Annotated in this window: 23 protein-coding genes; 15 read left to right on the top strand and 8 right to left on the bottom strand. The window is 61.0% G+C overall.

The genetic code is table 11. The features are described from left to right. The 4 genes from QOC89_RS08735 to QOC89_RS08720 form a co-directional block, all read left to right on the top strand. Positions 1-417 (top strand): molybdopterin dinucleotide binding domain-containing protein (locus QOC89_RS08735; protein WP_323044658.1); only part of this gene is annotated, 417 nt, incomplete at its 5' end. Positions 418-489: 72 nt separating this feature from the next. Beyond that, positions 490-1,923, top strand: a complete 1,434-nt coding sequence (locus QOC89_RS08730) for a cytochrome ubiquinol oxidase subunit I (RefSeq protein WP_323044659.1) — start codon at positions 490-492, stop codon at positions 1,921-1,923. Between the two features lie 8 nt (positions 1,924-1,931). Then, on the top strand, positions 1,932-2,918 hold the full coding sequence (cydB, locus tag QOC89_RS08725; protein ID WP_323044657.1) for a cytochrome d ubiquinol oxidase subunit II: 987 nt from the start codon (positions 1,932-1,934) through the stop codon (positions 2,916-2,918). Between the two features lie 205 nt (positions 2,919-3,123). Beyond that, entirely contained in the window at positions 3,124-4,302 is a 1,179-nt protein-coding gene (locus QOC89_RS08720; protein ID WP_323044656.1) for a cyclopropane-fatty-acyl-phospholipid synthase family protein, read from the top strand. Here the strand turns inward: QOC89_RS08720 and QOC89_RS08715 are convergent. Both QOC89_RS08715 and QOC89_RS08710 read right to left on the bottom strand, forming a co-directional pair. Beyond that, on the bottom strand, positions 4,299-5,696 hold the full coding sequence (locus QOC89_RS08715) for an ATP-binding protein (RefSeq protein WP_323044655.1): 1,398 nt from the start codon (positions 5,694-5,696) through the stop codon (positions 4,299-4,301). The two genes, QOC89_RS08720 and QOC89_RS08715, sit on opposite strands and share 4 nt — an antisense overlap. A gap of 13 nt (positions 5,697-5,709) precedes the next feature. Next, the gene (locus tag QOC89_RS08710) at positions 5,710-6,423 is read right to left on the bottom strand and encodes a response regulator (protein WP_323044654.1); all 714 of its coding nucleotides are present in this window, start codon (positions 6,421-6,423) and stop codon (positions 5,710-5,712) included. 149 nt (positions 6,424-6,572) lie between these two features. Here QOC89_RS08710 and QOC89_RS08705 point away from each other — a divergent pair, with 149 nt between their 5' ends. From QOC89_RS08705 to QOC89_RS08690, 4 genes are all read left to right on the top strand, one after another. Continuing rightward, entirely contained in the window at positions 6,573-7,805 is a 1,233-nt protein-coding gene (locus tag QOC89_RS08705) for an ABC transporter substrate-binding protein (RefSeq protein WP_323044653.1), read from the top strand. Between the two features lie 11 nt (positions 7,806-7,816). After that, entirely contained in the window at positions 7,817-8,887 is a 1,071-nt protein-coding gene (locus QOC89_RS08700) for an iron ABC transporter permease (protein WP_323044652.1), read from the top strand. After that, positions 8,884-9,726 (top strand): ABC transporter ATP-binding protein, encoded by an 843-nt coding sequence (locus QOC89_RS08695; protein ID WP_323044651.1) that lies wholly within the window; start codon positions 8,884-8,886, stop codon positions 9,724-9,726. The genes QOC89_RS08700 and QOC89_RS08695 overlap by 4 nt, the downstream gene beginning before the upstream one ends. 385 nt (positions 9,727-10,111) lie before the next feature. Further along, positions 10,112-10,876 carry an SDR family oxidoreductase gene (locus QOC89_RS08690; RefSeq protein ID WP_323044650.1) on the top strand — a complete coding sequence of 255 codons (765 nt, stop codon included), beginning with the start codon at positions 10,112-10,114 and terminating at the stop codon, positions 10,874-10,876. Between the two features lie 37 nt (positions 10,877-10,913). Here QOC89_RS08690 and QOC89_RS08685 read toward each other — a convergent pair whose 3' ends face one another. Further along, on the bottom strand, positions 10,914-11,618 hold the full coding sequence (locus QOC89_RS08685; protein ID WP_323044649.1) for a TetR/AcrR family transcriptional regulator: 705 nt from the start codon (positions 11,616-11,618) through the stop codon (positions 10,914-10,916). A 232-nt stretch (positions 11,619-11,850) separates the two neighbouring features. Between QOC89_RS08685 and QOC89_RS08680 the strand changes: the two genes are divergently transcribed. The 4 genes from QOC89_RS08680 to QOC89_RS08665 all read left to right on the top strand — a co-directional run bounded on the left by QOC89_RS08680 (position 11,851) and on the right by QOC89_RS08665 (position 17,488). After that, the gene (locus QOC89_RS08680; protein WP_323044648.1) at positions 11,851-13,263 is read left to right on the top strand and encodes an MFS transporter; all 1,413 of its coding nucleotides are present in this window, start codon (positions 11,851-11,853) and stop codon (positions 13,261-13,263) included. Positions 13,264-13,435: 172 nt separating this feature from the next. After that, entirely contained in the window at positions 13,436-14,965 is a 1,530-nt protein-coding gene (locus tag QOC89_RS08675; RefSeq protein ID WP_323044647.1) for an MFS transporter, read from the top strand. 199 nt (positions 14,966-15,164) lie between these two features. Continuing rightward, positions 15,165-16,457 (top strand): MFS transporter, encoded by a 1,293-nt coding sequence (locus QOC89_RS08670; RefSeq protein ID WP_323044646.1) that lies wholly within the window; start codon positions 15,165-15,167, stop codon positions 16,455-16,457. Positions 16,458-16,537: 80 nt separating this feature from the next. Then, positions 16,538-17,488 (top strand): LysR substrate-binding domain-containing protein, encoded by a 951-nt coding sequence (locus QOC89_RS08665; protein WP_323044645.1) that lies wholly within the window; start codon positions 16,538-16,540, stop codon positions 17,486-17,488. A gap of 26 nt (positions 17,489-17,514) precedes the next feature. Here the strand turns inward: QOC89_RS08665 and QOC89_RS08660 are convergent, their stop codons facing one another. The 5 genes from QOC89_RS08660 to QOC89_RS08640 form a co-directional block, all read right to left on the bottom strand. Beyond that, positions 17,515-18,318 carry a class II aldolase/adducin family protein gene (locus QOC89_RS08660; RefSeq protein ID WP_323044644.1) on the bottom strand — a complete coding sequence of 268 codons (804 nt, stop codon included), beginning with the start codon at positions 18,316-18,318 and terminating at the stop codon, positions 17,515-17,517. 132 nt (positions 18,319-18,450) lie between these two features. Further along, entirely contained in the window at positions 18,451-18,936 is a 486-nt protein-coding gene (locus QOC89_RS08655) for a MarR family winged helix-turn-helix transcriptional regulator (protein WP_323044643.1), read from the bottom strand. 54 nt (positions 18,937-18,990) lie between these two features. Beyond that, positions 18,991-20,277, bottom strand: coding sequence for an oxalate/formate MFS antiporter (gene oxlT, locus QOC89_RS08650; protein WP_323044642.1), 1,287 nt, complete (start codon positions 20,275-20,277; stop codon positions 18,991-18,993). Positions 20,278-20,747: 470 nt separating this feature from the next. Then, positions 20,748-21,761 (bottom strand): alpha/beta fold hydrolase, encoded by a 1,014-nt coding sequence (locus QOC89_RS08645; RefSeq protein WP_323044641.1) that lies wholly within the window; start codon positions 21,759-21,761, stop codon positions 20,748-20,750. Between the two features lie 409 nt (positions 21,762-22,170). Then, complete coding sequence (locus QOC89_RS08640; RefSeq protein ID WP_323044640.1) at positions 22,171-23,073, bottom strand: LysR family transcriptional regulator; 903 nt, start codon at positions 23,071-23,073, stop codon at positions 22,171-22,173. 129 nt (positions 23,074-23,202) lie between these two features. Here QOC89_RS08640 and leuC point away from each other — a divergent pair, with 129 nt between their 5' ends. The 3 genes from leuC to QOC89_RS08625 form a co-directional block, all read left to right on the top strand. Beyond that, complete coding sequence (gene leuC, locus QOC89_RS08635; protein WP_323044639.1) at positions 23,203-24,618, top strand: 3-isopropylmalate dehydratase large subunit; 1,416 nt, start codon at positions 23,203-23,205, stop codon at positions 24,616-24,618. Further along, positions 24,611-25,252, top strand: a complete 642-nt coding sequence (gene leuD, locus QOC89_RS08630) for a 3-isopropylmalate dehydratase small subunit (RefSeq protein ID WP_323044638.1) — start codon at positions 24,611-24,613, stop codon at positions 25,250-25,252. The genes leuC and leuD overlap by 8 nt, the downstream gene beginning before the upstream one ends. A 104-nt stretch (positions 25,253-25,356) precedes the next feature. After that, on the top strand, positions 25,357-26,684 hold a 1,328-nt coding region (locus tag QOC89_RS08625; protein WP_323044637.1), incomplete at its 3' end, for an MFS transporter.

Here is a 26,684-nt window from a genome sequence, read left to right as displayed (position 1 = left end):
ACCGACACGCCCATCCGCCGCGCCAAGGAACTTCACGGCGAACGCGTCATGACGTTGATGACCACCCGCTCGCATGATCAGTACAACACCACGATCTACGCTCTCGACGACCGTTATCGCGGCGTTTTCGGACAGCGCCGGGTGGTGTTCGTCAATCCCTTGGATCTGGAAATGCTTGGCCTCAAGGCTGGCGATTGGGTCGACATGACGACAGTCTGGAACGACGGCATTGATCGACGTGCCGACTCGTTCCTGCTCGTCGAGTACGACATTCCGCGTGGCTGCATTGGAGCCTATTACCCGGAGACTAACCCGCTGGTTCCATTGTCCAGTGTCGGAGACGTGTGCAATACGCCGACCTCCAAGTCGATCCCGGTTTTGCTTCATCGTTCCGGGCCGCCCGCCGCGGCCGCATAACGCCACGCCCTTTAGATCAGCCGCGCGCCGCCTGGCGCGCTTGCCTTTCAATTCGCTTTTTTGGTGACCGAAATGCCTGTAGAAGCTTTACATCTGGCGCGAGGCCAGTTTGCAATGACGGCCATATTCCACATTCTGTGGCCGATTCTCACCATCAGTCTGTCGGCATTTTTGCTGGTGGTCGAATCCCTCTGGGTTCGAACCAACGAAGTGGTCTGGTATCGCCACGCACGTTTCTGGAGCAAGCTTCTCGTTCTCAATTTCGCCGTGGGCGTGGTGAGCGGCATCCCGATGGAATTCCAGTTCGGTACTAACTGGGGACCGTTTTCCGAGTACACCGGACAATTCTTCGGCAACATTCTCGGCTTCGAAGGCGCCATGGCGTTCATGCTCGAAGCAGGCTTCGTCGGCATCATGATGCTCGGCTGGGAACGTGTGCCCAAGGGTGTGCATCTGTTTGCTACCAGCATGGTCGCTCTGGGTTCGACCCTTTCGGCGTTCTGGATCATGGTCGCGAACTCCTGGATGCAGACCCCCGCCGGTGTGGAAGTGCTCAACGGCAAACTGGTGGTCACCGACTACGCCAAGGCGATCTTCAATCCCGACATGGTGTGGGGCGCTTCGCATATGTGGTTCGCGGCGCTCGAAACCGGACTGGTCGTGATCGCCGGCATTTCTGCCTACTGTCTCCTGAAGCGCCGCAACCCTGAATTCTTCGTCCGTTCTTTCAAAGTCGCGCTGGTGTGCCTTGCGTTCATCGCCCCGGTCCAGATCTGGCTAGGCGATTCAAGCGGGGTCGATGTCTTTGCAACGCAACCGGCCAAGGGCGCAGCGATCGAAGGCCACTGGCAGACCAATGCGCCGGGTACGGGTGCACCGTGGTCCTTGCTCGCATGGCCCGACAAAGCGAAGCAAACCAATGACTGGTCGCTCGAAGTTCCTGGACTCCTCAGTGTTCTCGGCACGCACACGCTGCACGGTCAGGTGAAGGGCCTTGCCGACATCCCGGTTGCTGATCAACCTCCGATGATTCCCTTGCTGTATTACGCGTTCCGCGTCATGGCGGGAATCGGTTTCCTCTTCATGGTGCTGGCTTTCTGGACCGTCTTCGCAATGCGCAAGGCACGTGGACGCCTCGACGCGCTGCTGGCCCAACGCAAATTGCTGCTCGCATGGGTGCTCGCCATTCCGATGCCGTATATCGCGGTTGAATGCGGCTGGATTGTCCGCGAGGTGGGTCGTCAACCGTGGGTCGTCTACGGCCTGCTTCGCACAGAACAGGCTGCTTCCAACATATCGGCAACCGCGATCAGCGGCAGCATGATCATGTTTGCCACCTTCTACGCCATTCTGATCACGTCGTTCTTTATCTTTGCCCGCCGCTGGTTAAAGAAAGGCCCGGACCTCACGTTGATGCCACCGGTTGAGACGACTCCGCGGGCCGCATCTCACGCCTCGGTCGAATACCAGGACTCGCGCCGCACTCGTTTAAATTCACCCAGATAGGTACTGCAATGAATCCAGCTTCTACCGAGAGCTTATTAAGTCACGCCTGGTTCGGCATAATCGGCTTGATGCTCGTGCTTTACGTCATCACCGACGGCTTTGACCTCGGCGTCGGCATCCTTACGTTGTTTCGCCCCAGGGAGTCCGAGCGCAATCTCATGATTCAATCGATCGGCCATGTCTGGGATGCCAACGAAACATGGCTTGTCGCACTCGGCGGCGCGTTATTCGGCGCGTTTCCGTCCGCGTACGCAATGATATTGTCCGATCTGTACGTTCCTGTCATGGTGCTGATCGCGAGCATGATCATGCGTGGTGCGGCCATCGAATTCCGGCACGCCGCGACAAGCAGCAAGCCCGTCTGGGACCGTATCTTTGGTGTGGGCAGCCTGCTCGCGGCAATCTGCCAGGGTGTGATCCTCGGCAGGATTCTCACGGGTCTGCTTCCCGGCCATCTCCACATGCTCTTCGTCGTGGTTACTGCAATTGGCGTGGTGTCTGGATACGCGTTGCTCGGTGCAACATGGCTCGTGAAGAAGACCACCGGCAATCTGGAACAGACAGCACGGCGCTATTCCATCACGGCCGTCTTCACAACCGTGACCGCCGCGATCGTCGTCTCTGCCGGAACACTGGTCATCAGCCCGGTCGGCATCAGCCGCTGGGACCAGAATGGGGTGTTAAACATACTGATTGGACTCGCCGTACTCGCGGCCCTGGCCGTCTGCTACATCCTGTACTCGGTTCACATGGGCAGCGAACACGGTCCTTTTGCCGGCTCCGCGATCCTGTTTATTGCGTCCTTTTCGGGTCTGGCGATCAGTCTCTTCCCGTATATTGTTCCAGGCCAACTGAGTGTGGCGTCGGCAGCCTCCGATAGTTCGACACTCACCTTCATGCTGTTCGGAATTGGCACCGTCTTTCCAATCATGATTGGCTACAACCTGTACCAATACCACCTGTTCCGCGGCAAGGTCGTCCCCGTTCATCACTAGACGTCCCGTGGCTCGGCGCACAAGCGTCCGAGCCGCAACGAACATCGCACCTAAACACTGGAGAAAGTCCGTGCTGTGCAAACTCTTCAGTCGCCGGACAAACAGACTTCAATGAAACAAACCGGTGGTGTTCACGCCAGCGACTAAGGGGTACCCGGCCGGAGGAAAGTGGAATATCAACGACACGGAACCGAAGGAAGGAGAAATGTTGAATCAGTTAATGAACCTGGGAATCGAAACCTGGGTAACCGGTATTCGCCGTGGCCACAATCTTCCAATCCAGTTGAACCTTTGGAACGGAAAAAGTTTTGACCTTGGCGTGTTTGAAAGCCCGGTCGTGCGCGTTCATGTTCGCGACCCGTCAGCCCTTCCGCTGCTTTTCAATTCGGACGTGGACTCGCTCACTGAGGCGTACGTCACAGAGCGCATCGATGTGGACGGCAAGCTCGAAGAAGTCGTCGACGCGGTGTATCGCATGCCGGCGCGTTCCAGACCGGCCAGCCGGACAAACCACAGCCGGCAAGGAGATAAAACATCCAGCCGCTATTATCATGACGTCTCCAACGACTTCTACAAGCTCTGGCTGGATGAAAGGATGGTTTTCTCGTGCGGCTACTTCGAGAACGGCAATGAAACGCTCGATCAAGCTCAACTCAAGAAGATCGATCGCGTTCTCAGTGAAATAGACGTTCAACCCGGCCAGAGACTCCTGGACATTGGATGTGGCTGGGGAGCGTTAGTCATGCGCGCTGCCGCGACTTATGGGGCAAGATGCGTTGGCGTCACGCTGTCGGAAAATCAATACCAGCTCGCAACCGAAAGGGTTAGAGCGGCGGGCCTGAGCGATAAGGTCGAAATCAGGCTCGCGGACTATCGCGATGTCCGTGGAAGGTTTGAGCGGATAACGCGTGTCGGAATGTTTGAGCACATTGGACGAGACGCCCTCCCATCATACTTCTCCAAGGTCCGCGGCCTCCTTGCGGACAACGGCATACTGATAGACCATCGCATCACGCCCCCTGACTCCGATAAGGGCGACACACAGGCGTCAGGAAGCGAATTCCTCGGCGGATTCATGTTTCCGTCCGGTGAGCCTTCTCACATCTCCGGAGTGACTCGCGCATTGCACGAAAGCGGCCTGGAGGCCGTCGACGTGCAAAATCTCGGACGATACTGTGCAACGACATTGAGATGCTGGGCCGAGCGTTATGAGCAGCACACTGAGCGCATTCGTCAGACTGTCGGCGAGACCAAATACAGAACCTGGCGCGTCTTTCTTGCAGGTTGCGCACACGCGTTCTCTACTCGCAACGCATCGGCGCATCAAATCGTATGTCGCAAGGCAGGCGGCATTGCGTCAATGCGCAGCGTGGCCCCGGCCTAGTCGTCCCGATTCAAAGTGAGCACCGCGTCCAGACCTCTGTCCTCGCGATTCCTCAACGTGAGGGTTCCGCCATGCGCGGCAGCAATGCTCCGCGCAATGGTGAGCCCCAAACCTGTACCCTGGTTTTTCCCGTCTTTCGACGCATCGAGCCTGAAGTAGGCTTCGAACACCCGTTCAAGCATGGTCTCGTCGGGAATACCAGGGCCGCTATCGCTCACGACGATTTGCACGGCGTGCCCCAGATCCGTCACCCGGATCTTGACCCGATCGCCGTAGTGAATTCCGTTATCCACCAGGTTCTGCAAACAGCGCTTGAGATTGCGCGGATACCCATTCAATGGATGCAACGCGCGCCCCTCGACATCCACCACATGCCCCGCCTCGCGCGCATCCTCAGCCAGCCCTTCGAGCATCGAATCGATATCGATCTCATGACGCTGCTCGGTGATCTCGACGCCTTGAACCGCGTCCAGCGTCGCGCGCACCATCGCTTCCATGTCTTCGAGATCGCCACGCATGGATTCCCGCCACGCCGGATCGGGCAGCATTTCGGCACGCAACCGCAAACGCGTCAGCGGCGAGCGCAGATCATGTGAAACGGCGGTTAGAAAGCGCGTGCGGGCGCTGATGCCATCGATCAACTGGGTCTGCATTGCATTGAACGACTGCGCCGCGGTGCGCACTTCCAGTGGGCCGCTGATCGACAGCGGCGGCCGATAGATATTGCGGCCGAGCGCGTCCGCGGCCTTCGCGAGCTGCCGCAGCGGACGCACCGCAAAGCGCACCGCCACCAGCGCCAGCAGCAGCACGGCCGCCAGACGAAGCAGATAGATCCGCGTGAGATAGTCGAGCACGAGCGCGCGCGGCTCGGTCTGCATACCCGCCTGGCCCTCGTTGGCCTGCACGTCGAGCCACTGACCCTGCGGCAGTTTCATCTGCACATGAAAGTCGCCCGTCGGCATACGCGAATCGAACAGGCTGAGAATGCCGGTGTGGTGGCCCGCGTCGCCGCGCAACTCAGCGTCGATTAGCCGCACTTCGATCGGCTCGCCAAGACGGCGGCGCATCACACCGGAGATCAGATCGCCGACTGCCTGTCTCGCGACCGATCCAGCGGGCGCCGGGGCCGGCGCATCGATCCACTGCAACCGGTAGCGCGCATCGCCTAGCTGCGTGGCAATAGCGCGGCGCGTGGCGTCATCGGGTGCATGCTGCAGCAGCCGCACGGTATCGGCAAGACGGCTCCCAAAGAGACGCGCGGGAATTTCAAGGGTGCGGCTGTCGTGGGTCTCGAACCAGATGGTGCTCGTCAAAAGTTGTCCGGCAAACATGCCGACCACCAGAATCAGCACAAGCCGCCCGTACAGTGTGTCGGGCCATAGGCGCAGTTTCATCGCGTGTCGCGCCTCACGCTTCGTAGGCGACGTCGGCAACCAGCATGTAGCCCTCGTTGCGCACCGTGCGAATCAGCTTCGCGCCTCGCGCCTCGTCTTTCAGATAGTGCCGCAGACGGCTCACGCAGACGTCGATCGAGCGGTCGAGCGGCGTGCGCTCCTTGCCGAATACCTGGTCGAGCAGGAACTCGCGCGACAGCGGCCGGTTCGGGTGATCCAGCAGCGCGCGCAGCGTGCGATAGTCGGAGCCGCCGAGCGAGACGATCACGCCGTCGGGCGACAGCATCTGCTTCATGCGCGTATCGAGCCGCCAACCGGCAAAGCTCACGAACTCGAGCGAATCGGCCGGACGCGCGCCGGGCACGCTGCGGGTGCGTCTCAGCACGACCTTGATCTTCGCGATGAGTTCGCGTGGGTCGAAAGGCTTCGGCAGATAGTCGTCCGCGCCCATCTCGAGACCGAGGATCCGGTCGAGCAGACCGCCGCGCGCGCTCAGAATGATGATCGGCAAGCTGTGCTCGCGACGCAGTTCGCGCGTGATGTCGAGACCATCCTCTCCGTTCAGCATCAGGTCGAGCACCAGCAGATCCACGCGCGACTTGTTGATGATCTGCTTCATCTGTGCGCCGTTTTCAGCGGCGCTCGCCGCATAGCCCATGTCATGCAGATAGTCGCGCAGCAACTGGCGGATGTCGGGATCGTCGTCGACGACGAGTATGTGGTCCATCGTGAAGGCCTTTTCTCGCGGCATGGTCTGCGTTGAGTGGTGTTTACGTGGCCTATGCAGAGCGTCACCACGCTCAACACATTCCATTACAAAACAGCAGTGTTTCAACACATTGCCATTACATCGCGCCGCTAAAGTAGGACCCGCAAATGGCAATCATTCTCATTCAGAACTATATCATGTCGATTCTCCGCTTTTCTCGGGTTCGCCGGCCCTTGACGCTTGCGGCTGGCGCATTGACGGCCTGCGTCGCGCTCACCTTTGGCGCCTTCGTCACGAGCACCGGCGCGTGCGCTGCCACGCAGGCGCCGGCTACTCAGGCACCGCGGACGGTCACCGACCTCGCAGGCCGCACCGTCGCGATTCCCGCCGAGCCGCACCGCATCCTGCTGGGCGAAAGCCGGCTGCTCACTGCCGTGGCCCTGCTCGAAGGTCAGCATCCGCTGGCACGCATCGTTGGCTGGCAAGGCGACCTGCCGACCATGGACCCGCAAACCTTTGACGCCTACGCGAAGAAGTTTCCGGAGATCAGACAGATCCCGCTAATCGGCAAGGCCACTGAAGACAGCATCAGCGCCGAAAAGGCACTGAGCTTGAAGCCCGATCTGGCGATTTTCAGCCTGGGCGGCCATGGTCCAGGACAATACAACGCGCTCGTGAAGCAACTGGAATCGACCGGCACAACAGTCGTTTTCGTCGACTTCCGTCTGCATCCAATGCAAAACACGTTGCCCAGTATCAAGCTGTTGGGCACGGTGCTGCATCGTGAGAAGCAAGCGGACGACTACATCCGCTTCTACCAGCAGCATCTGGCGCGCGTGCAGAGCGTCGTGAACCAGATTCCGCAGGACCAGCGGCCGAAGGTCTTCATCGACCTGCTGGCGGGCGCATGGGACGCAGGCTGCTGTCACACGGCGGGCAACGGCAACTTCGGCGAGTTCATCTCGGCAGCGGGTGGGCACAATATCGCAGCGGGTCTGGTTCCCGGTGTGCTCGGCGACGTCAGCATGGAGCAGATCATCGCGTCGCGCCCGGACGTGTATATCGCGACCGGCAGCCGGACCAAACCGGGACTCGCTGCGCTGCGTGTCGGTGCGCTGACGAGCGAGCAGGTTGCACAGGCGAGTCTGGCCGCCCTGATCGCGCGGCCTGGTTTTGACACGATCAAGGCGATCCACGACGGCCGCGTGCACGGCATCTCGCACAACTACTACGATTCGCCGTACAACATCGTGGCCATCGAAGCCTTCGCGAAGTGGTTCTATCCGCAGCAGTTCAAGGACCTCAACGTGCACGCGACCCAGGACGAACTGTATCGCCGCTTCCTCGCCGTGCCACCGGATGGCGCCTATTGGGTCGACGCACCGCTCGCCGCGCACTGAACTTCCTCACGATGTCCACACTTCAGACTCACGCAATTCCGCACGACGCCAGCGTGCTCCGCTACCGGCAGCTCACGCAGCGGCGCGTCGTCGCGCTGATCGTCGTGGCGGCACTGATCGCGGCCTCGCTCCTGTTCGATCTCCGGTCGGGGCCGTCGGGGCTGCCGTTCGACACGCTGCTGCACACGGTACTCCATCGCGCCTCAGCCGACCCGGCGACAAGTGTCATCGTCTGGCAGATCCGCCTGCCGTACGCAGTCATGGCGGTGCTGGTGGGCGCATCGCTTGGCCTGTCCGGGGCCGAGATGCAGACCGTGCTCAACAATCCGCTCGCCAGCCCTTATACGCTCGGGGTATCGGCGGCGGCGGCGTTCGGGGCGTCGCTGGCAATCGTGCTGGATGTCGCGATTCCCGGCGTTTCGCAAACCTGGATCGTGTCAGCCAATGCCTTTGTATTCGCGCTGCTGTCGGCGCTGCTACTCGATGCGGTCGCGCGCTGGCGCGGCATGAGCACGGCTGGCGTCGTGCTCATGGGCATCGCGCTGGTGTTCGCCTTCCACGCACTGGTCGCGCTGATGCAGTTCATCGCTTCCGCCGATGCGCTGCAAGGCCTCGTGTTCTGGACCCTCGGCTCGCTCGTGCGCGCCGACTGGCCGAAGATCGGCGTCCTCGGACTCGCACTCGCGCTTGCGCTGCCCATGTCGATGCGCAACGCCTGGCGGCTTACCGCGCTGCGACTAGGCGAAGATCGCGCCGCCAGTTTCGGCATCGACGTACGGCGGCTGCGGCTGGGTACGCTGCTGCGCGTGTCGGTGCTGTCGGCGCTGGCGGTTTCGTTTGTCGGGACGATCGGGTTTATTGGGCTGATCGCGCCGCATATCGCGCGCGCGGTCTTCGGCGAAGATCACCGCTTCTATCTGCCCGGCAGCATGTTGTTTGGCGCGCTGATGCTGTCGCTCGCATCCATAGCGTCGAAGCTGATCATTCCCGGTGTGCTGATCCCGGTCGGCATCGTCACGGCGCTGGTCGGCATTCCGCTCTTTCTCGGCATTGTCGTGCGCTCGCAGGGGGAACTGGGATGAGCGGCCTCGGTATTCACGCATTGAGCGTGGGGTATGGCCGCAGACAGGTGCTCGCCGCGCTCGAGGCCGGCCCGTTGCCGCGCGGCAAGATTACGGCACTGCTGGGGCCGAACGGCAGCGGCAAGTCCACCTTGCTGCGCGCGCTCGCCGGGCTCACGCGCGCGAGCGCCGGGACCCTTTCACTCGACGGCGAGCCGCTTGCGTTGTCGGCGGCCAATGCCCGCTCGCATAGCGTCGTGTATTTGCCTCAGGCACTTCCGGCAGGCGTGCGGCTGCAGGTGCTCGAGTCGGTGCTGGTCGCATGCCGCGCCACGCGGCGGCAGTCGTTTCAGCTCCCGCGGACCGCAGGGCACGACGACGTCACGTATGCGCATGCCGTGCTGAAAAAGCTCGGCATCGACGATCTGGCCACGCGTTCACTCGACGAGTTGTCGGGAGGCCAGCGCCAGCTCGTCGGTATCGCCCAGGCACTGGTGCGCGACCCGCAGGTGCTGCTGCTCGACGAACCCCTTTCCGCGCTCGATCTCAACCATCAGTTTCACGTCATGCGCGTGCTGCAAGACGTCACGCGCGAACGCGACATCGTGACCATCGTGGTGCTGCATGACATCAACGCCGCGATGCGCGCATGCGAGCGCGCGATGTTGCTGCACGAAGGACGCATCGTGCGCTTCGGACCACCCGCCGAAGTCGTCACGCCGGCGAATCTCGCGAAAGTCTTTGGCGTGGAAGCGCGGATCGAGCAGTGTTCGCGCGGACACCATCAAGTGCTGATCGACGGCCTCGCCGGTCAGACGCGCATCGCCAGCAACACCGCCAGCCCCGCCGCCAGCAGTTAGCACGCGGCCCAGCCAGCCCAGCCTCAGACCAGCACATCGACAGCGATGGCTCGGGACTCACTGCCGACATCAGCGGCCAAAGCCCTTGATCCACTGATCAGCAGGTCGTCGTTGCAGCGGGGTTAGGACACAGGTTTTGACGCCGATCACAGAGAGGCGCCGTTATGCTGACCGGCGCGAGACATCAGTCTGAAGACCTGCGCCGTCGGGCCGCCGTGGGTGGTGGGCGCCCGAAGTGTCAGACGGTTAGTTGCGATTTATAGGGCGACGTACGTTGATCTGTCCAGGACCTACGCCGTTGCGTCCAGGTTGCGTCAGGGTTTATTGCTTATCCTTGAGGCCTGCCGCAATGCACCTATCAATCTAATTCCCGGAGATAGAGATCATGACTGACTCAAGCACCAAAAGGATTGCGCTCGTTACCGGCGCGGGCAGCGGTATCGGCCGAGCCACGGCAACGGCGCTTCTCGCGGACGGCTTCTGCGTAGTGCTTGCTGGCCGCCGTGCCGAGCCGCTCGCTGAGCTCGTCGAGACAGCAAAAGCCGCGGGCCAGGAAGCCCTCGCCGTGGTGACCGACGTTCGTGACGCAGCCAGTGTGGATGCCCTTTTCGGCACCATCGAGCGCACCTACGGCAGGCTCGACGTGCTGTTCAACAATGCTGGCGTCAATGCGCCCGCTGTGCCGATGGATGAACTACCCGTTGAGACCTGGATAAATCTCATCAATACCAACGTGACCGGTGTGTTCCTCTGCGCTCGCGCCGCTTTTGGATTGATGAGAAAGCAATCGCCGCAAGGGGGCCGCATTATCAACAACGGGTCGATCTCGGCACACGCGCCACGCCCGTTCACTTCGCCCTACACGGCTAGCAAGCACGCCGTGCTTGGCCTCACGAAAAGCATCGCGCTCGACGGCCGCGAGTTCAACATCGTCTGCAGTCAGATCGACATTGGCAATGCGCTGACGGAACTGTCCGAGCGCATGACGCGCGGCGTACGCCAGGCCAATGGAACGATGGCAGCGGAACCGATGTTCGATGTCAAACACGTTGCGGAAGCGGTCCGTTACATCGCCAATCTGCCCTTGAGCACCAACGTTCTGAACATGACGGTGATGGCTAGCAATATGCCGTTTGTGGGGCGCGGCTAGGCTCTGCTGCGGCGAAGTGATCCACGACGCCTCCCCCTCAGGAGCCGTCCAGCGCCGGAAGCAGCGCTGGCACGCTTGTGAGGAAGGCGCGCACGTGCATCGCAATCACCGCGTCGCTGGGCGTGGTGTTGTCGTTCGAATAAATTCGGCGGCGAATCGCGAGGTGGGATACCGCGCCGTGCAGCAGCCAGCCCACCTCGGTCAGATGAGCCGGGTCGGCCGGTACGCCACGTCCCAACTCGTGCGCCGTCTCAGTGACGATGATCTCGAGCGCATGGGTCACGACGGCGTTCGTGTACGTAGGCGCCATCTGCAAATCTTCAAGCGAAGAGTAGAGGAACAGGCGAAGCCACTGCCGCGTCAGCAGCGTGTCGTAGTAGTCGCGATAGAAAGTATTGAGCCTGCTTTCAATCGGCACACTGCGGTCTTTCAGTTGAACAAACCACATCGCCTTGAAGGTCCCCACAATTTCGCGCTTGTAAACTTCGTCGATCAACGCGGCTTTGCTAGGGAACAGGCTATACAGCAAACGCTGCGACACGCCGCAGGCGTCAGCAATTGCGCGAGTCTGCGCGTTCAGACCATGTTCGGCGAAATATTCGGCGGCCTTCTCCAGCACGCGCGCCTGACGCTCGGCGCGCGGCAGACGCTGCGGTGCTTTCTTCATTGGCCGCTTGACCGGCGCGCGACCCGCTGCGGTCTTGCCGCCCGGCTCTGCAACATCCCTGAGTTTGGCCTTCATGACGCTCCTGTCTCCATCGCTTTCGCAAAATAAGTCTTCACATGACGACTTATGGTTTGGTAGAGTATATCGACCGGGTACGAGCAAGAGTCTCGCCAGCCACCCGGGCGCAGTCATGCATTATCTCAGGCTGCCGCGAAGCGAGTCCCATCTTTGACCGCCACCTGCTGCAAACGGCTCGACCCGAGGCGTTTGAGGGCGCGTCGCACAACCCGAATTCCGTTCTTCGCCCATGTCTTTGTCAAGCCGCCAGCCCGTCATCATCGCGCTGATCGTCGCCAGTGCCTATTTCATGGAGAACCTGGATGCGACGGTGATCGCAACCGCTCTGCCCCACATGGCTGCCACGTTCGGCGTCACGTCGGTGAGCCTGAGTATCGGCATGACTGCCTATCTGCTGGCGCTCGCGGTCTTCATTCCAATCAGCGGATGGGTAGCCGACCGCTTTGGGCAATGTTCGGTGTTCGGTGGCGCGATCATCGTGTTCACCGGCGCCTCCATATTGTGCGGATTGAGTAACGGCCTCGTCGAATTCACGATTGCGCGGATCCTGCAGGGAATCGGCGGCGCAATGATGGTGCCGGTAGGCCGTCTCGCCGTGCTGCGCAGCACCGAGAAACGTCACCTGATGCGCTCGATCGCCTATATCACCTGGCCCGGCCTCGCCGCACCGGTGTTGGGTCCGGCATTGGGCGGGTTTATCACGACCTATTTCAGCTGGCGCTGGATCTTTCTGCTAAACATACCGATCGGCTTACTCGGCCTCGCGCTAACCGTCATCTTCATTCCGAACTACCGCGAACCCACCCGCCGTCCCTTCGATGTGCCGGGGTTCGTGCTGAGCGGTATCGCGCTGACGTGCCTGATGTACGGCATGGTGTTGATCGGGCAACTGCATAGCGACTGGCGCATCACGACCGCCGCCCTGATCTGTGGCTTCGTCGCGGCCATCCTCGCCATACGGCATTTCGGCCGCGCCGAACATCCGCTGATCGATCTTTCGCCGTGGCGAATTCCGACGTTCCGCGTGACCCTCGACGGCGGTTCGTTATATGTCGTATCGGTTAGCGTCTCACCCTTCCTGTTACCGCTGCTGTTCCAACTCGGCTTCGGGTTGAATGCATTCGCCGCGGGTTTGCTGGTGCTCGCGTACGCGGCCGGCAATCTGGGCATGAAGACTTTCACCACGCCGATCCTCAAACGCTTTGGCTTTCGCAAGGTCATGATCGTCAACGGGGTGCTGACCGCTGCCACCATCGCTTTGTGCAGCCTGCTGTCGCCGGACACGCCGCGTGCGCTGATCATGCTGGTGCTGGTGGCAGGCGGCCTGTGCCGGTCGATGCAATTCACCAGCATCAACACGCTCGCGTTTGCGGACGTTCCGCCGGCGCGAATGAGTTCGGCGAGCACCTTCTTTAGCATGGTCCAGCAGATGAGCATTGGCCTCGGCATCGCATTTGGTGCGATCGCACTGCACGCAGCGGTCCTGATTCATGGCAATCATGCACAACTCTCACTGGCTGATTTCCGGCTCGCCTTCCTGCTGGTGGCAGTACTGGTGCTGATCTCGGTCCTCTACTTTATCGGCGTAGAACCGGATGCTGGCCGGGAGGTGAGTGGCCATACGCGAACCGCATCGCAGTAGCGCGGAATCGAGTCGCGAATTTGCATGCCCTGATGGGCAAAACCGTCGAAGTTGAACAGAGAGATAGTCCGTGCAGGAAAAAAGCAGTACCCCGTCCGCAGTACGGCCGGCCGCCTCGGCCGGTGTCACGCCAACAGTAGCCGCAGCCGCCCCCCGTAGCGCCTCGCAACAGATGCTGATCCTCGTGGGCATTTGCATCGCCGTGCTCGTGCTGCCGCTGAATTTCGGCGGCGCGGCCGTATCCGCGCCAGCCATCGGCACCGCGCTGGGCGGCAGCCCCGTGGCGGTGAACTGGATTCTCAACGCCTTTATGCTGAGCTTCGGCAGCAGTCTGATGGCCTCGGGAGCGCTTGCCGATCTGTTCGGACGAAAGCGTGTCTTCGCCCTGGGCGTGGTGCTCTTCGCTTTGACCTCACTTGGGATTGCCGCGGCGCCGACTTTGTTGTGGGTGGATGTTCTGCGCGCGCTCCAGGGCATTGCCGCCGCATTGGTCCTGGCCGGCTCCTCGGCGGCACTCGCGCAGGAGTTCGACGGACATGAGCGCGCCCGCGCGTTCAGCATGCTCGGCACCACCTTCGGCCTCGGCCTGGCGCTCGGGCCACTCCTCGCCGGTTTCTTCACGGAGACGTTCGGTTGGCGTTCGTTCTTCCTGGTGGATGCCGCAATCGGCTTGACCGGGTTCGCACTCGGCGTTCCGAAGCTGAGAGAATCGTACGACCCCCATGCCACGGGTCTCGATTGGCCCGGCGCCGCCAGCTTTACCGCCGCACTGACACTCTTCACCTTCGGGTTGCTGCAAGGGCCGGAAAGCGGCTGGAGCAGCCCTCTCATCATTGGACTGTTCTCAGGCGCCGTGGCGATGTTCATCGCGTTCGTCTGGATCGAGAAACGTGCTGCGCGGCCCATGCTCGACCTGGCGCTGTTTCGCTATCCGCGCTTCGTGGGTGTGCAGGTCCTCCCTCTCGCGACGGCATTTTGTTACGTCACCCTGCTGCTGGTCTTACCCACGCGATTTATCGGCATTGAAGGGCATTCCGCGATCGAAGCCGGCTTGATGATGCTCTCGCTATCGGCGCCGATGCTCTTTGTGCCCATCACGGCCGCATTTCTCACGCGATGGATGTCGGCCGGTGTCATTTCAGCGGTCGGCCTCGTCATCGCGGCGCTCGGTATGCTCTGGTTCAGCGGCATCGCGCCGGGTGCGCCATCCGGTGCCATGACGGTTCCGCTATTCATCATCGGAATCGGCGCCGGCCTGCCGTGGGGCCTGATGGATGGCTTGTCGATCAGCGTCGTGCCAAAGGAACGCGCGGGCATGGCAACCGGCATCTTCAGCACGACACGTGTCGCCGGAGAGGGTATGACGCTCGCCATCGCCGGCGCGATCCTCGCGGTCCTCACACGTTTAAGGCTATCCGATGCGCTCGCTGCGTTCCCGTCCGTTTCGCGCGATGCCGCCGCGCAAGCCGCCCAACGCGTGGCAACCGGCGACCTGCCGCATGCCGCCGCGCTGCTGCCCGCGCTGGGGCAGCCCGTTCTCGCACAGGCATACGATGGCGCATTCCGCGTCCTGCTTCATATTCTTGTTGCCATCACCCTGGCCTCCGCGCTTGTCGTGCTGGGGTTTCTCGGTCGCACGCCATCCACTGCCAGCCCAAACGAATCCGGCCGCACGCTACCAGGCGAAGGAGTGGCCGACTGAGAACACGCATGGGGCGAATTGATGATCGGTCAGGCTGCCGCGCCGATCTGTGACGTTTGCTCACAAAGTCAATATTTTTCGTGCATTGTCGTACCCTCGGTCAGGGCGCTTAATCATCCTCGAGAGCATTCCGCAACGCGTAATTCTGGAGGAAGCCATGGATTTTGGGCTGCGCAAACCTGCGATTTCTGATCGGTTGATGAAACGCATCGCCTGGCGGCTCGCGCCGCTGATGATCGTGATGTACATCGCGAACCAGCTTGACCGCGCGAACATCGGCTATGCGGCGCTGACCATGAACGCCGAGCTCCACATGACGACGGCGCAGTTCGGCTTCGCTGCAAGCCTTTTTTTTCTCGGCTATATTTTGTTCGAAGTGCCGAGCAACCTGTGCATGCATCGGTTTGGCGCGAGGCTGTGGATGACGCGCATTCTGCTGAGCTGGGGTCTGCTCTCCTCGCTGACGAGCTTGGTCCCCGACTCTCGCTGGCTCTATATCGCCCGCTTCTTTCTTGGCGCGTTTGAAGCCGGCCTGTTCCCGGGCATGGTGTATTACCTCACGCTGTGGATGCCGGCACGCAATCGCGTATGGATGATGTCGCTGTTCGTGACAGCCATTCCGCTGACCGGCGTGCTCGGGGCACCGGTGTCAACCTGGCTGATGGCACATGCGAACGTGTTCGGTGTCACGGGCTGGCGCGCCATGCTTCTGCTGGAGGGGCTCCCCGCCATCATCCTCGCCGGGATCGCCTATTTCTGGCTGACGGACAATCCGTCGCGCTGCCGCTGGCTTTCCGCTGAGGAAAAGAGTGAGATCGAAGCGGCGCTAGCCGCCGAACGGGCCGAGGCCGCGGTCGCCACCTCGCCGTCCAGCGCATGGAAGGCGCTCGGCAATCCGAAAGTCTGGGCGCTCGGTGTCGTCTACTTCGGCACTAATGCCGGCATCATCGGTTTGCTCTATTTTCTGCCGCAGGTCATCAAAACGTTTGAGAGCACTTTCGGGGTGAAGTACAGCCTCATGGATATCGGGCTGATCACGGCGATTCCATTCGGCGTGGCCGTTATCGCGACGCTGACCTGGGGCCGTGTGGTGAGCCGCCACCAGGTCGGCGCCTGGCATGTGGCCGGTCCCCTGCTGGTGTGCGCGGCCGCGCTCTCGGTGGCCCTGCTGCTGAAGTCGCCCTACCAGTCGATCGTCGCCCTCTCGATCGGCGCCGCGGCCTGCTTCTGCAGCATCACGACCTTCTGGCAACTGCCTAGCCGCATCCTCACCGATCGCGCCGCGGCGGCCGGCATCGCGCTGATCACGAGCATCGGGGTATCGTCGGGATTTTTGCTGCCGTATTTTATCGGTTGGGTAAAGGATACGACCGGCACGTTTGTCCTCGCATTTGTCGGCATTGCCGCGACCATGGTGATCGCCTCGATCACGGTCACGCTGCTCGAGAGCCGTTGGCGCAAAGTTGGCCAGCCACAGCTTGCCAGCGAATAGACGTGGCCAGCGCCTCGCCGGCCTTAGGACTATCATCGAACGATCCATTGCCCATTTCTTTTCGCCAGCAAGGATTTTCGATGCGCCGCGGTGTCCCTAGTCTCAGTGCGTTGCAGGCTTTTGAAGCCGCGGCGCGACATGAAAGTTTTTCGAAAGCAGCGCTCGAGCTGTCGCAAACGCACGGTGCTGTTTGCAAAAAGGTCAACGAACTCGAAGCGCATCTGGGCATCCCGCTGTTCGAGCGGGTGCGTCAGCGTCTGGTGCTGTCCGCGGCGGGCGCAGAGTACGCACGGCGAATTCGCGTCCATCTCGACCAGATTCGCCGCGATACGCTCGAGCTGATGCGCCAGCAGAGTGAAGTGAAGATCCAGTTGGCTGTCGGCGTCACGTTCGCGTCCCAATGGCTGATTCCGCGTCTGCATGATTTCTACGAGCTTAACCCGGACCTGCAACTTCACATCATGGGACGCGACCAGCCGACGTTCTTCGACAATTCAAGCTTCGACGCCGCGATCTATTTCGGACAGAGCCTGTGGCCTGCCATGCCGGGGCAACCGCTCGTAAGCGACGATAAGATTCTGGCTGTGTGCGCGCCCGGGTTGATCGGTAGGCGCGATAGCTTGAGCAGCGAAATGATCAGCACGCTACCTTGGATTCACACCCGCGATCTTCCGCGCGCATGGCTTGCATGGTCCGAAAGCGCGTCCGTGCAGATCGTTGAGCATAGCGCGGCGAACCAGCACTACGACATGTTCATCATGGCCATCAACGCCGCGATGTCCGGACTCGGCGTGGCCTTGCTTCCGCGCATCCTGATCGAACGGGAATTGCGCAGCGGCGCACTCGTCCAGGTGCATCCTCATTCGATCCCGAATCCGGAAACCGTCTACTATTCGTTTCCCGAGCAGAAACGTGACTGGGAGCCGCTTAGACGCTTCGATCAATGGCTGGTCGCGGCCGTTTGCGAGTATCGCGAAGGCTGCCAGCGCGACAGCACGGCAGCCTTCGAAACATCGCTTGCGTCAAACTGAAGACGTCCGTATGAGGACGTCCGTGTTCACGCGAGTTCGCGCAGATCAGGACTGTCGCGCAGGAGTTGCTGGTAGAGCCCCTGGAAGTTGAGCCATGCGACGTAATCGGAGCCCAGTTGCGCGCGCGTTGCCCGCGCGTCCTCGTCCGATAACGGCTCAATCGGACCGGCCGCTTCGGCCAGCAACTGCACCTGGCAGCAACGTTCCATTGCAATGAAGCGGTACGCCGCGGCGTCGACCGATGAACCGACGGTCAGCAAGCCATGATTGAGCAGAATGGCGGCGCGCCTTGTACCCATTGTTTCCGCGATACGGCGACCCTCTTCGGTTGCGAGCACAACGACGTCGCCGCGAAACAGTACGTGGTCGTCATAGAAGAGACAGGCTTCCTGATTGAGCGGAGCAAGGAGCCGGGCGCGCGCTGAAAACGCGCGGCCGGCGGTGGTATGGGTATGGGCTGCTGCAACGACGTCGGGATTCGCGCCGTGAATGCCGCAGTGAATCGCCGCCGCAGCGGCGTTGACGGGGCCGGTCCCATGATAGACGTTGGCCTCGTCGTCAATGCACACGAGATCATCGGGATGGATTGACGAAAAATGCTGCGCGTACGGGTTGACCCAAAACCGGTCGTGAAACTCCGGATCGCGCACCGTGATATGCCCCGCGATGCCTTCGGACAGCCCGAATCGCGCAAAGATGCGAAACGCTGCAGCGAGTTTGAGCTTGCGATGTTGCCGTTCATCGTCGAGGCTGGCGAATACCGGCGGCTCCGGCAAGCGTCCGCCGATTGGTTGGGGAATCTGCAACTCGCGGACTTCCGCGTGGCCCATGACATACTCCTTCGTGCTGATCGGAGTCTTGATTCTGGTCCGCACAAAAGACTCAGTCCATCGACGATTTGTCACAAGATCGCTTCTTGCGCTCACAACGCGCGAAAGGAAAATCAGGCCCGATGTCGCTATTCAGGCCGCGCGTTTGCGTCGGGCCGGCGGGCGCGTCCATTCACCGCCCTCCTCAACGTGTTCCGTCAGCTTGTTGATGCAATCGAAAAGCACTCGCTTTTCCTCCGCTGACAGCACGGACATGAGCTGCTCGTCGAAGTTCTGGCCGATCCGATCGCACTTGCGGACAATTGCCTTGCCTTTCCTGGTCAGGTTCAGGTTGATGACACGTGCATCCGTCGTGCCGGTAGAGCGCGTTAACAAGCCGCGATTGGCGAGCGTGGTGACCAGCTTCGAAACCAGCGTTTTTTCAAGGTAGGTCAACTCGATCAACGGGCCGAGCGAGATGCCCGGCTGCATATCGACGAAACGCAGCACGCGCAGATCGCGAAGGGTTACGTCACATTCGGCTTCGTAAAGGTCAGACGCCACGCCCTTGGCCAACTCGCTCAGTACATCAAGGCGGAAGTTCAAATGCTCCAGTCTTGGATACGGCGCCTTCGACATGCTGGTCTCCCATTCAGCTATTCTGATTCAGTTGCACACTGCAACTTCTAAAGCTTACACGCGCCGGGAGACGCGGGCAAACCACGCGCGGCGCATCGGCCTGAGGGCGGCGATCGCGAGCACAGCGGTACAACTATCCAACGCGATAGCCGTGCCGAACACTCCGTCCCAACCGCCCGTGTGCTCGTGGAGTAGCGCGGCCAGCGGTCCGCCCAGGATCGAACCGACGCCTTGCGCATAAGAAAGGCACGCGTAGTTGACGATCGCATGCTTGCCGCCAAAGGTGTCCGTGAGCGTCGAAGGGAAAAGCGAAAAGATCTCGCCCCAGCCGAGAAAAACGACGCCTGACAGCAGCACGAACAGCAACGGGTCGTGCCGCGAGGTGAGCCACAAGGTCATCGCGATCGCTTCCATTCCGAACGCGATCAGCATCGTATGCTCGCGCCCGATCAGGTCGGAGATCCATCCGAACATAGGCCGCGTCACACCGTTCGCCACGCGATCGATGGTCAACGCAAGCGGCAACGCCGCGAGCCCGAACACGGTGACGCCCGACATGCCGAAATCTCGCGTGAAGACTGCCATTTGCGAGGTCACCATCAGGCCGGAGGTTGCCATCATCGACATCATCACAAACATCAGCCAGAACAATGGCGTGCGCAGCATGTTGCCGGGCCGTGTGTCGGGTACGGCGGCGGCGCCTTTCTGCGGCCGCCAGTCCGCCATATAGCCGGGGGGCGGCAGCCGCATACCGAGCGCGGCAAGTATGCCGACCACGCCGAGGATCACGCCGAAGACGACCAGCGTATGTTGATAGCCGTATCTGGCGATGCTATGGGTGATCGGAAACGTCGTGAGCATTGCGCCCATGCCGAAGCCCGCCATCACGACGCCTATCGCAAAGCCGCGACGGTCCGGGAACCAGCGCGCCATCAGTCCGATCGTGCCGACCACGACAATCCCTACGCCGATTCCCCCGAGAACGCCATAGCAGAGATAGACGGACAGTAGAGACTCGGCGCGGCTCGTCAGCACCCAGCTCAGCCCCGTGATCGCGCCACCCGCGGCCAGCAGCCAGCGCGGCCCAAAGCGCTCGATCAAATAGCCCTCTAGCGGCGACAGAAAAGTCTGGCAGACAATCAGAATGGAGAAGGTGACCTGCAAACCCGGCAGCGACACACCGAGTTGCGCTGTCAGCGGGCGCGTCAGCAAGGTCCAGATGTATTGAGGATTGGACGCGACCATCGCACATACGAGGCCGCACAGTAACTGCCACCAGCGGCTGTGCAGTGAGAGTGCAAGCGGCAAGCGGGTGGCGACGCCTAAATTCTGGGTACTCATGCTTCAACTCCGTACGAATAAGTGACACGAAATGAGTCGGGCTGCGCGTTTGCCTGGAGGCCTGACGCCACGCTCCAGGACAACGCATTCAGTGCATCGAAACGTAAGTTCAGATGACCCAGCCGCTGAAAACGGCACCTTCGACAATGTGCGAATGCTTTTGCATTTCGTCGATATAGTTGCAATTTCCAACAATTTACAATTTCATGTGACTTCGATTTGCACGAAGTGTGCCACGATGCATGAACCCCCCAGTTCATGGGCAGATCGGGCGTTTTTCATATCGCGATGCGTACACGGCGATGCGCAAAAACCATGCGCCGTGCGCGCGAGAAAGGTGCACTGTGCGACCTGATATCGCCGTCGCACCGATTCCGGGCGCAACCTTGAAATTCGCCGAACCTGTACGGTTGCGACGATCCAGGCGAGCGGTTTAAATGTGACGACACAGCCGCCACCCATCCAGCACGTCAGTCTTCAAGATGCCGGGTTATCGCAGTGGAAATAAACGCGGCATCGTCCACATTGGCTGTGGGCAAGCCGGCGCGATGGCCCCATATCGACACAATGGGAAGGAGTCTGGCGTTCCGCATCTGCTCGACCTCGAGACGGTTGTCTTCCACCTGGAAATACAGATCGGTTTCGCTCGGCATGATCAACGCCTTTGCCGTAATCGCCTTCAGCGCCGCGTGAAAATCGCCGTTATATCTGGAATTGGCGGCAATGTTCGCATGCTGCCATGTCCATAGGTGAGCCAGCAGGTTGTTGCCGTCGCGCTTCAGGAAATTCGCTTCCCACGACATCACGAGATAATCTTCGAGCGAGGAAAAGCCGGCCTCCCGCCACACCTCGTTGCGATAAAAGGTCTGCGACATCGCCATGGCGGCGTAGTTGCGACCCATGGCCCGCAGACCGCGTTCGGGACGCTCAACGAACGTGCCGTTCTGAAAAGCCGGATCCGTCGTCAGGGTCGCACGCACACCCTCGATGAATACCTGGTTGTGCGGTGAGGCCTTTGCCGCGCCGCAAAGCACGACCAGCCGCTTGACCATGTCCGGATACATGGACGCCCATTGATACGCCTGCAAGCCGCCCATCGACCAGCCGCATGCCATTTGCAAAACTTCAATGCCGAGTTCTTGCGTCAGGAGCTGGTGTTGAATCGCGACGTTATCGGCAATCGTAAAGTTCGGCCAGCGGCTGCCGTTAAAGGGCTCGGTTGCGTTGCTGGGCGAGGACGAGAGTCCATTGCCGAACAGATTCGGAATCACGACAAAGTACTTGTTGGTGTCCAGCGCCTTGCCCGGGCCGACCATCCACTCGATGTCATAGTGGTGCGCGGAAAACGAGGTCATATACAAAATGACATTCGATTTCTCCGCGTTCAGCTTTCCGTAGGTTTGGTAAGCGAGCTTGGCATCTCTGAAGGTGATACCTGATTGCAACACCACGTTTCCGGCGTTGAATACAAAATAGTCTTCCATGGGTAGGGATCCCTCCTGGTGAAATCCGGCGAGTGGTAACAGAAAAGTCAGAGAGAAAGTCGCAACGCGCCGCGCGGCATGAAGCTCGGCGACCCATGCCTCGCGCACGCGAAAGCGATCTGCATCTGCGACAGGCTGATCTTCGATTCCAGCGTGCTATATTAGTTGCAACTTGCAACAATTGAGCTTGACACGTTCGCAGGCACGAAGCGTGCCATCATCCGGTCAATCCAGTATGAAGGAAGTCAGGGCGCTTGCCTCAAGCGCACGAGCACGCTGCAATGGGCGGGAGTTGTGCAGGTGCGCACGAGTACGGTGCATCACCCGGTGCAAGATCGCTGTGGCGCGGATTACGGGCTGCGTGCAAATCGCATGCAGGCGAGAAAGCGCCGGCTTTTGCGGCCGTCTCTCAGCCCGCTCCCGGCCCTTTCCCGAGAAAGCCTTCGAGAAACTCGATGAACGCCGTCACTTTCGCTGTCAGGTTGAGCCGCTCTGGATACACCGCGTAGATATCCGCCGGCGGCAACGACCAATCCGGCAGCAACTGTTTGAGACGGCCGGACTGCAGATAGGTGGTCGCATCCCACTCCGAACGCATCAGGATGCCTTGACCGTCGAGTGCCCAGACGAGCGTCGCTTCGCCATCATTGCTGCTCAGCACTCCGTGCACCTTGACCGTCTCGTGGCGCTTCCCCTTACTGAAATGCCACGTGCCGTAGGCCGTGTCGTTTTCCCTAAGTACGATGCATTGATGCCGCTGCAGATCGCGCGGCGTATCGGGTTCGCCTTTCGCGCGCAGGTAGATCGGCGACGCGCAGATCATCCGACGGTTCGTCGCGACCTTGCGTGCGATCAACCTCGAATCGGGAATCTCGCCGAACCGGACGCCGACGTCAAACGCGGCTTCGGCAAGATTCAACGGCCGGTCCGTCAACTCAAGCTGCACCTCGACGTCGGGATACTGGCGATGAAACGCTGCGATGGCCGGCGCGATGTGACGGCGGCCAAAGCCAAACGTCGCATTGACGCGCAGCAGCCCTTTTGGCGTCGCCCTGCTGCTTGAAATGGTCCGGTCGAGTTCCTGTAGCGCGGAGAGCAGTTTCGACCCTGTCGTCAGGTATTGCTCGCCCTCATGCGTCATGCTGAGCCGCCGCGTCGTCCGGTTCAGCAGCCGCACACCGAGCCGCCGCTCAATTTGCGCAAGGCGCGCGCTCACCGCGGGAGGCGTGACCCCAACGTCCCGCGCGAGCGCCGACAGACTGCCATGCTTGACAAGTGCAACGAAAAACTCGAGGTCCGAAACCGCATCCATTGATAAATCTAATTTAAAAGTAGTTTAAATTCTTCTGAATTCTATATCAGAATCGGCGAATTAGACTCCTGCTCATCGGTCGATCATGACCGCGCCCCACGCCTCAGATTCAACCGGCCAGAGGAGTCCATGCCGCACACCTTTTATCAAAAGCTCGTCGCATCACATACGGTCGACCGCCTCGACGAGCAGCACGTGCTGCTGTATGCGGACCTGCACATCATGAACGAGTACACCAGTCCGCAGGCGTTCGCCGGGCTCGCTGAGAAAGACGTCCTCGTGCGCCGGCCACGGCAGCAGATGGGCATTGTCGACCACGTGATTCCCACGCGCGCGGTGCCGGTTGCCGCCCGCACGATCGACATCGTCGACGCCTCGAAGCAAGCCTCGAATTTCACACGCAACTGCGTGACGCAAGGCATCCATCTGTTCGACGTGAATGATCCGGCGCAGGGAATCGAACACGTCGTCGCACCGGAAATCGGACTGATCCGTCCCGGCATGGTCGTATTGTGTGGCGACAGCCACACGACGACTTACGGTGCGCTCGGCGCACTTGGCTTCGGGATCGGCACCTCCGAAGTCGAACACGTACTCGCGACGCAAACGCTCGTCTATCGCGTGGCGGACGACATGCGGATCACCGTGGACGGAGAACTGCCGCCTGGCACCACGTCGAAAGACCTGGTACTTCACATCATTGCCCGTATCGGTGCTCAGGGTGCCCGCGGTTTCGCGCTCGAATACGCGGGATCGACAATCGCTTCGCTCTCCGCCGAGGCGCGAATGACCCTGTGCAACATGACGGTCGAAGCCGGCGCGCGCGCCGCGCTGATTGCACCGGACGACACGACGATCGACTACGTGCGGGCCCGCGTGCGCGATCTGGATGCAGCGACACTCGATCATGCAACGGCCGCATGGCGCTCGCTGCGCTCGGACCCCAACGCTGTTTTCGATGTCGAACATCATGTCGATGCATCGCAAATCGCGCCGTATGTCACGTGGGGCACGAGTCCAGACCAGGCGATTCCCGTCGACGGACACATTCCCGAAGTCGATACGGCAACCGGCATCGACGCAGCAACCGCGCGTAAGGCACTCGACTACATCGCACTTCCGGCCGGCGCCAGCATCGAAGGCACGCCGATCGATCGCGTGTTCATCGGCTCGTGCACCAACGCGCGCATTGAAGACCTGCGAGCGGCAGCGGCCATGGTGCGCGGACGCAAGGTCGCGGCATCGGTTCGCGCGATGGTCGTTCCGGGTTCCGGCATGGTCCGCGACCAGGCCGAACGCGAAGGCGTTGCGCATATCCTGATCGACGCGGGCTTCGAGTGGCGCCAGCCCGGCTGCTCAATGTGCCTTGCGATGAACGACGACGTCCTGGCACCGGGCGAGCGCTGCGCATCGACGACCAATCGCAACTTCGAAGGCCGCCAGGGCCGCGGCAGCAAGACCCACCTGATGAGTCCCGCAATGGCCGCCGCCGCCGCGATCGCGGGTCATATCGTCGACATTCGCAAGGAGCTTGCACATGGCTGATCGCCGTCTCATTCAGGGCACCGCCGCGCCGTTGCCGATCAACAATCTTGATACCGACCAGATCATGCCGAAGCAATTCCTGCTCGGCATCGACAAGTCGGGGCTTGCGCGCGGGCTGCTTTACGACCTGCGCTACGATGACCACGGTCAGCCGCGCGAGACGTTCGTGCTGAATCGCCCCGAATATCGCGACTCACGCATTCTGATCGGCGGCTCGAATTTCGGCTGTGGGTCGAGCCGCGAACACGCGGTGTGGGGACTGCAACAAGCCGGCATCGAAGCGGTCATCGCGCCGAGCTACGGCGAGATCTTCTACTTCAACGCCGGCAACAATCGCCTGCTGCTCGTGACGCTCGCGCCGGAAATAGTCGATGCACTCGTTGCCGAACTTGCTGATGCGGATACCAAACAATTGTCGATCGACGTCGAAAACGAAGTTGTCGTGACCGCCTCGGGCGAGCGCCATTCGTTTTCGATCCCGTCCAGGCAAAAACGCATGTTCATGGACGGTCTCGACATGGTTCAGATGACACTGCAGCAATCCGATCAGATCGACGCGTTTGAAAAGCGGCATTGGGCAGCCAATCCGTGGGCGCGCATCGATCTTCCCGCCCAGCAACGCAGCACTTCGTAAATAGACGCGCACGCGCCCTCCGCGCGTGTGCGCCAGCATCGAGCGACGCAAATTTCAACCTGATAACGAGACCGGCGCGTGCAACGCGCCGGCGGGAGACAACCATGCCCCAGCCTTCCCAACGCCCTACCGTGCCGGACGCGCACGCGCTGGAGACGCGCACCGTCAAGAAAATTACGTGGCGCATCGTGCCATTCATCATCGCGCTGTATTTCGTGAGCTTCCTGAACCGCGTCAACGTCGGCTTCGCCGGCCTGACGATGAATCACGACATCGGACTCACGCCGGCGATGTTCGGCTTCGGCGCGGGAATCTTCTTTGTCGGCTACATCGTGTTCGGCATGCCGTCGAATCTCGCGCTGCAGCGCGTCGGCGCGCGGCGGTGGATTGCGTTGCTGATGGTCGTGTGGGGGACGCTCTCGGCGGCAACCGCGAGCGTCAGCGGTCCCTATAGCTTCTATGTGCTGCGCTTCCTGCTAGGGCTGGCGGAGGCCGGGTTTTTCCCGGGCATCATCCTGTATCTGAGCTATTGGTTCCCGGCCCGGCATCGGGCGCTCGTGACGGCGATCTTCATGACTGCCGCGCCGCTGTCGAACATGGTCGGCTCGCCGATCTCCGGCGCCATCATGGGCATGGACGGTGTCGCGCAAATTCATGGCTGGCAGTGGCTCTTCATTCTCGAAGCGCTGCCGACCGTCGCGCTCGGCGTGATCGCGTACTTCTTCCTGACCGACAAGCCTGAAGATGCGCGCTGGCTCGCTACCGACGAACGTGAGTGGCTCACGCTCGAGATGGAAAGGGAGCGCGCCCTCAAGAAGACGAGCGCGGCATCCAGCGTATGGGCGGCCACGAAGGATCCGCGCGTGCTCGCCCTCGCCCTCGTTTATGCGGGCACGTCGACAGGTCTGTACGCGATCGGCATCTGGGCGCCGATGATCATTAGCCACTTCGGCTTCAGCTATTTCGAACTGGGACTCGTCAATGCAATTCCCAATGTGGTCGCCGTTATCGGCATGGTGCTCTGGGCGAAAAACTCCGACCGCACCGGCGAACGCCGATTGCACGTGTCGATCGCATGTCTGGCTGCGGGCGCGGGGATGCTGCTGGCCGGATATGCACCGTCCGCACTGCTGCTGATCGTCGGACTGTCGGTCGCGAATTTTGGCATCAACGCCGCGAAGCCGCCGCTGTGGAGCATGCCCACGCAGTTCCTCTCCGGCTCCGCTGCGGCAGCAGGGATCGCTTTGATCAACGCGATGGGCAGTCTGATCGGCGGTACGATCGGCCCGATGGTCATCGGCAAGTTGCGCGAAGTCAGCGGCGACTACTCGCTCGGACTCTATTTCGTTAGCGGCACGCTGATCGTGTCCGCGGTCATTTCCTGGATGTTCGGCCGTGGACAAACGAAGTCGTCCGTTACACCCACCGTCTC

Source organism: Paraburkholderia sp., from assembly GCF_034668105.1.
GTDB lineage: Bacteria > Pseudomonadota > Gammaproteobacteria > Burkholderiales > Burkholderiaceae > Paraburkholderia.
This window is presented reverse-complemented; position numbering and strand designations above follow the sequence as displayed.

What these genes read in the sequence shown, in the direction of transcription:
- QOC89_RS08730 (WP_323044659.1), top strand. Translation starts at nt 490, where the DNA reads ATGCCTGTAGAAGCTTTACATCTGGCGCGAGGCCAGTTTGCAATGACG.
- cydB (WP_323044657.1), top strand. Translation starts at nt 1,932, where the DNA reads ATGAATCCAGCTTCTACCGAGAGCTTATTAAGTCACGCCTGGTTCGGC.
- QOC89_RS08720 (WP_323044656.1), top strand. Translation starts at nt 3,124, where the DNA reads ATGTTGAATCAGTTAATGAACCTGGGAATCGAAACCTGGGTAACCGGT.
- QOC89_RS08715 (WP_323044655.1), bottom strand. Translation starts at nt 5,696, where the DNA reads ATGAAACTGCGCCTATGGCCCGACACACTGTACGGGCGGCTTGTGCTG.
- QOC89_RS08710 (WP_323044654.1), bottom strand. Translation starts at nt 6,423, where the DNA reads ATGGACCACATACTCGTCGTCGACGACGATCCCGACATCCGCCAGTTG.
- QOC89_RS08705 (WP_323044653.1), top strand. Translation starts at nt 6,573, where the DNA reads ATGGCAATCATTCTCATTCAGAACTATATCATGTCGATTCTCCGCTTT.
- QOC89_RS08700 (WP_323044652.1), top strand. Translation starts at nt 7,817, where the DNA reads ATGTCCACACTTCAGACTCACGCAATTCCGCACGACGCCAGCGTGCTC.
- QOC89_RS08695 (WP_323044651.1), top strand. Translation starts at nt 8,884, where the DNA reads ATGAGCGGCCTCGGTATTCACGCATTGAGCGTGGGGTATGGCCGCAGA.
- QOC89_RS08690 (WP_323044650.1), top strand. Translation starts at nt 10,112, where the DNA reads ATGACTGACTCAAGCACCAAAAGGATTGCGCTCGTTACCGGCGCGGGC.
- QOC89_RS08685 (WP_323044649.1), bottom strand. Translation starts at nt 11,618, where the DNA reads ATGAAGGCCAAACTCAGGGATGTTGCAGAGCCGGGCGGCAAGACCGCA.
- QOC89_RS08680 (WP_323044648.1), top strand. Translation starts at nt 11,851, where the DNA reads ATGTCTTTGTCAAGCCGCCAGCCCGTCATCATCGCGCTGATCGTCGCC.
- QOC89_RS08675 (WP_323044647.1), top strand. Translation starts at nt 13,436, where the DNA reads ATGCTGATCCTCGTGGGCATTTGCATCGCCGTGCTCGTGCTGCCGCTG.
- QOC89_RS08670 (WP_323044646.1), top strand. Translation starts at nt 15,165, where the DNA reads ATGAAACGCATCGCCTGGCGGCTCGCGCCGCTGATGATCGTGATGTAC.
- QOC89_RS08665 (WP_323044645.1), top strand. Translation starts at nt 16,538, where the DNA reads ATGCGCCGCGGTGTCCCTAGTCTCAGTGCGTTGCAGGCTTTTGAAGCC.
- QOC89_RS08660 (WP_323044644.1), bottom strand. Translation starts at nt 18,318, where the DNA reads ATGGGCCACGCGGAAGTCCGCGAGTTGCAGATTCCCCAACCAATCGGC.
- QOC89_RS08655 (WP_323044643.1), bottom strand. Translation starts at nt 18,936, where the DNA reads ATGTCGAAGGCGCCGTATCCAAGACTGGAGCATTTGAACTTCCGCCTT.
- oxlT (WP_323044642.1), bottom strand. Translation starts at nt 20,277, where the DNA reads ATGAGTACCCAGAATTTAGGCGTCGCCACCCGCTTGCCGCTTGCACTC.
- QOC89_RS08645 (WP_323044641.1), bottom strand. Translation starts at nt 21,761, where the DNA reads ATGGAAGACTATTTTGTATTCAACGCCGGAAACGTGGTGTTGCAATCA.
- QOC89_RS08640 (WP_323044640.1), bottom strand. Translation starts at nt 23,073, where the DNA reads ATGGATGCGGTTTCGGACCTCGAGTTTTTCGTTGCACTTGTCAAGCAT.
- leuC (WP_323044639.1), top strand. Translation starts at nt 23,203, where the DNA reads ATGCCGCACACCTTTTATCAAAAGCTCGTCGCATCACATACGGTCGAC.
- leuD (WP_323044638.1), top strand. Translation starts at nt 24,611, where the DNA reads ATGGCTGATCGCCGTCTCATTCAGGGCACCGCCGCGCCGTTGCCGATC.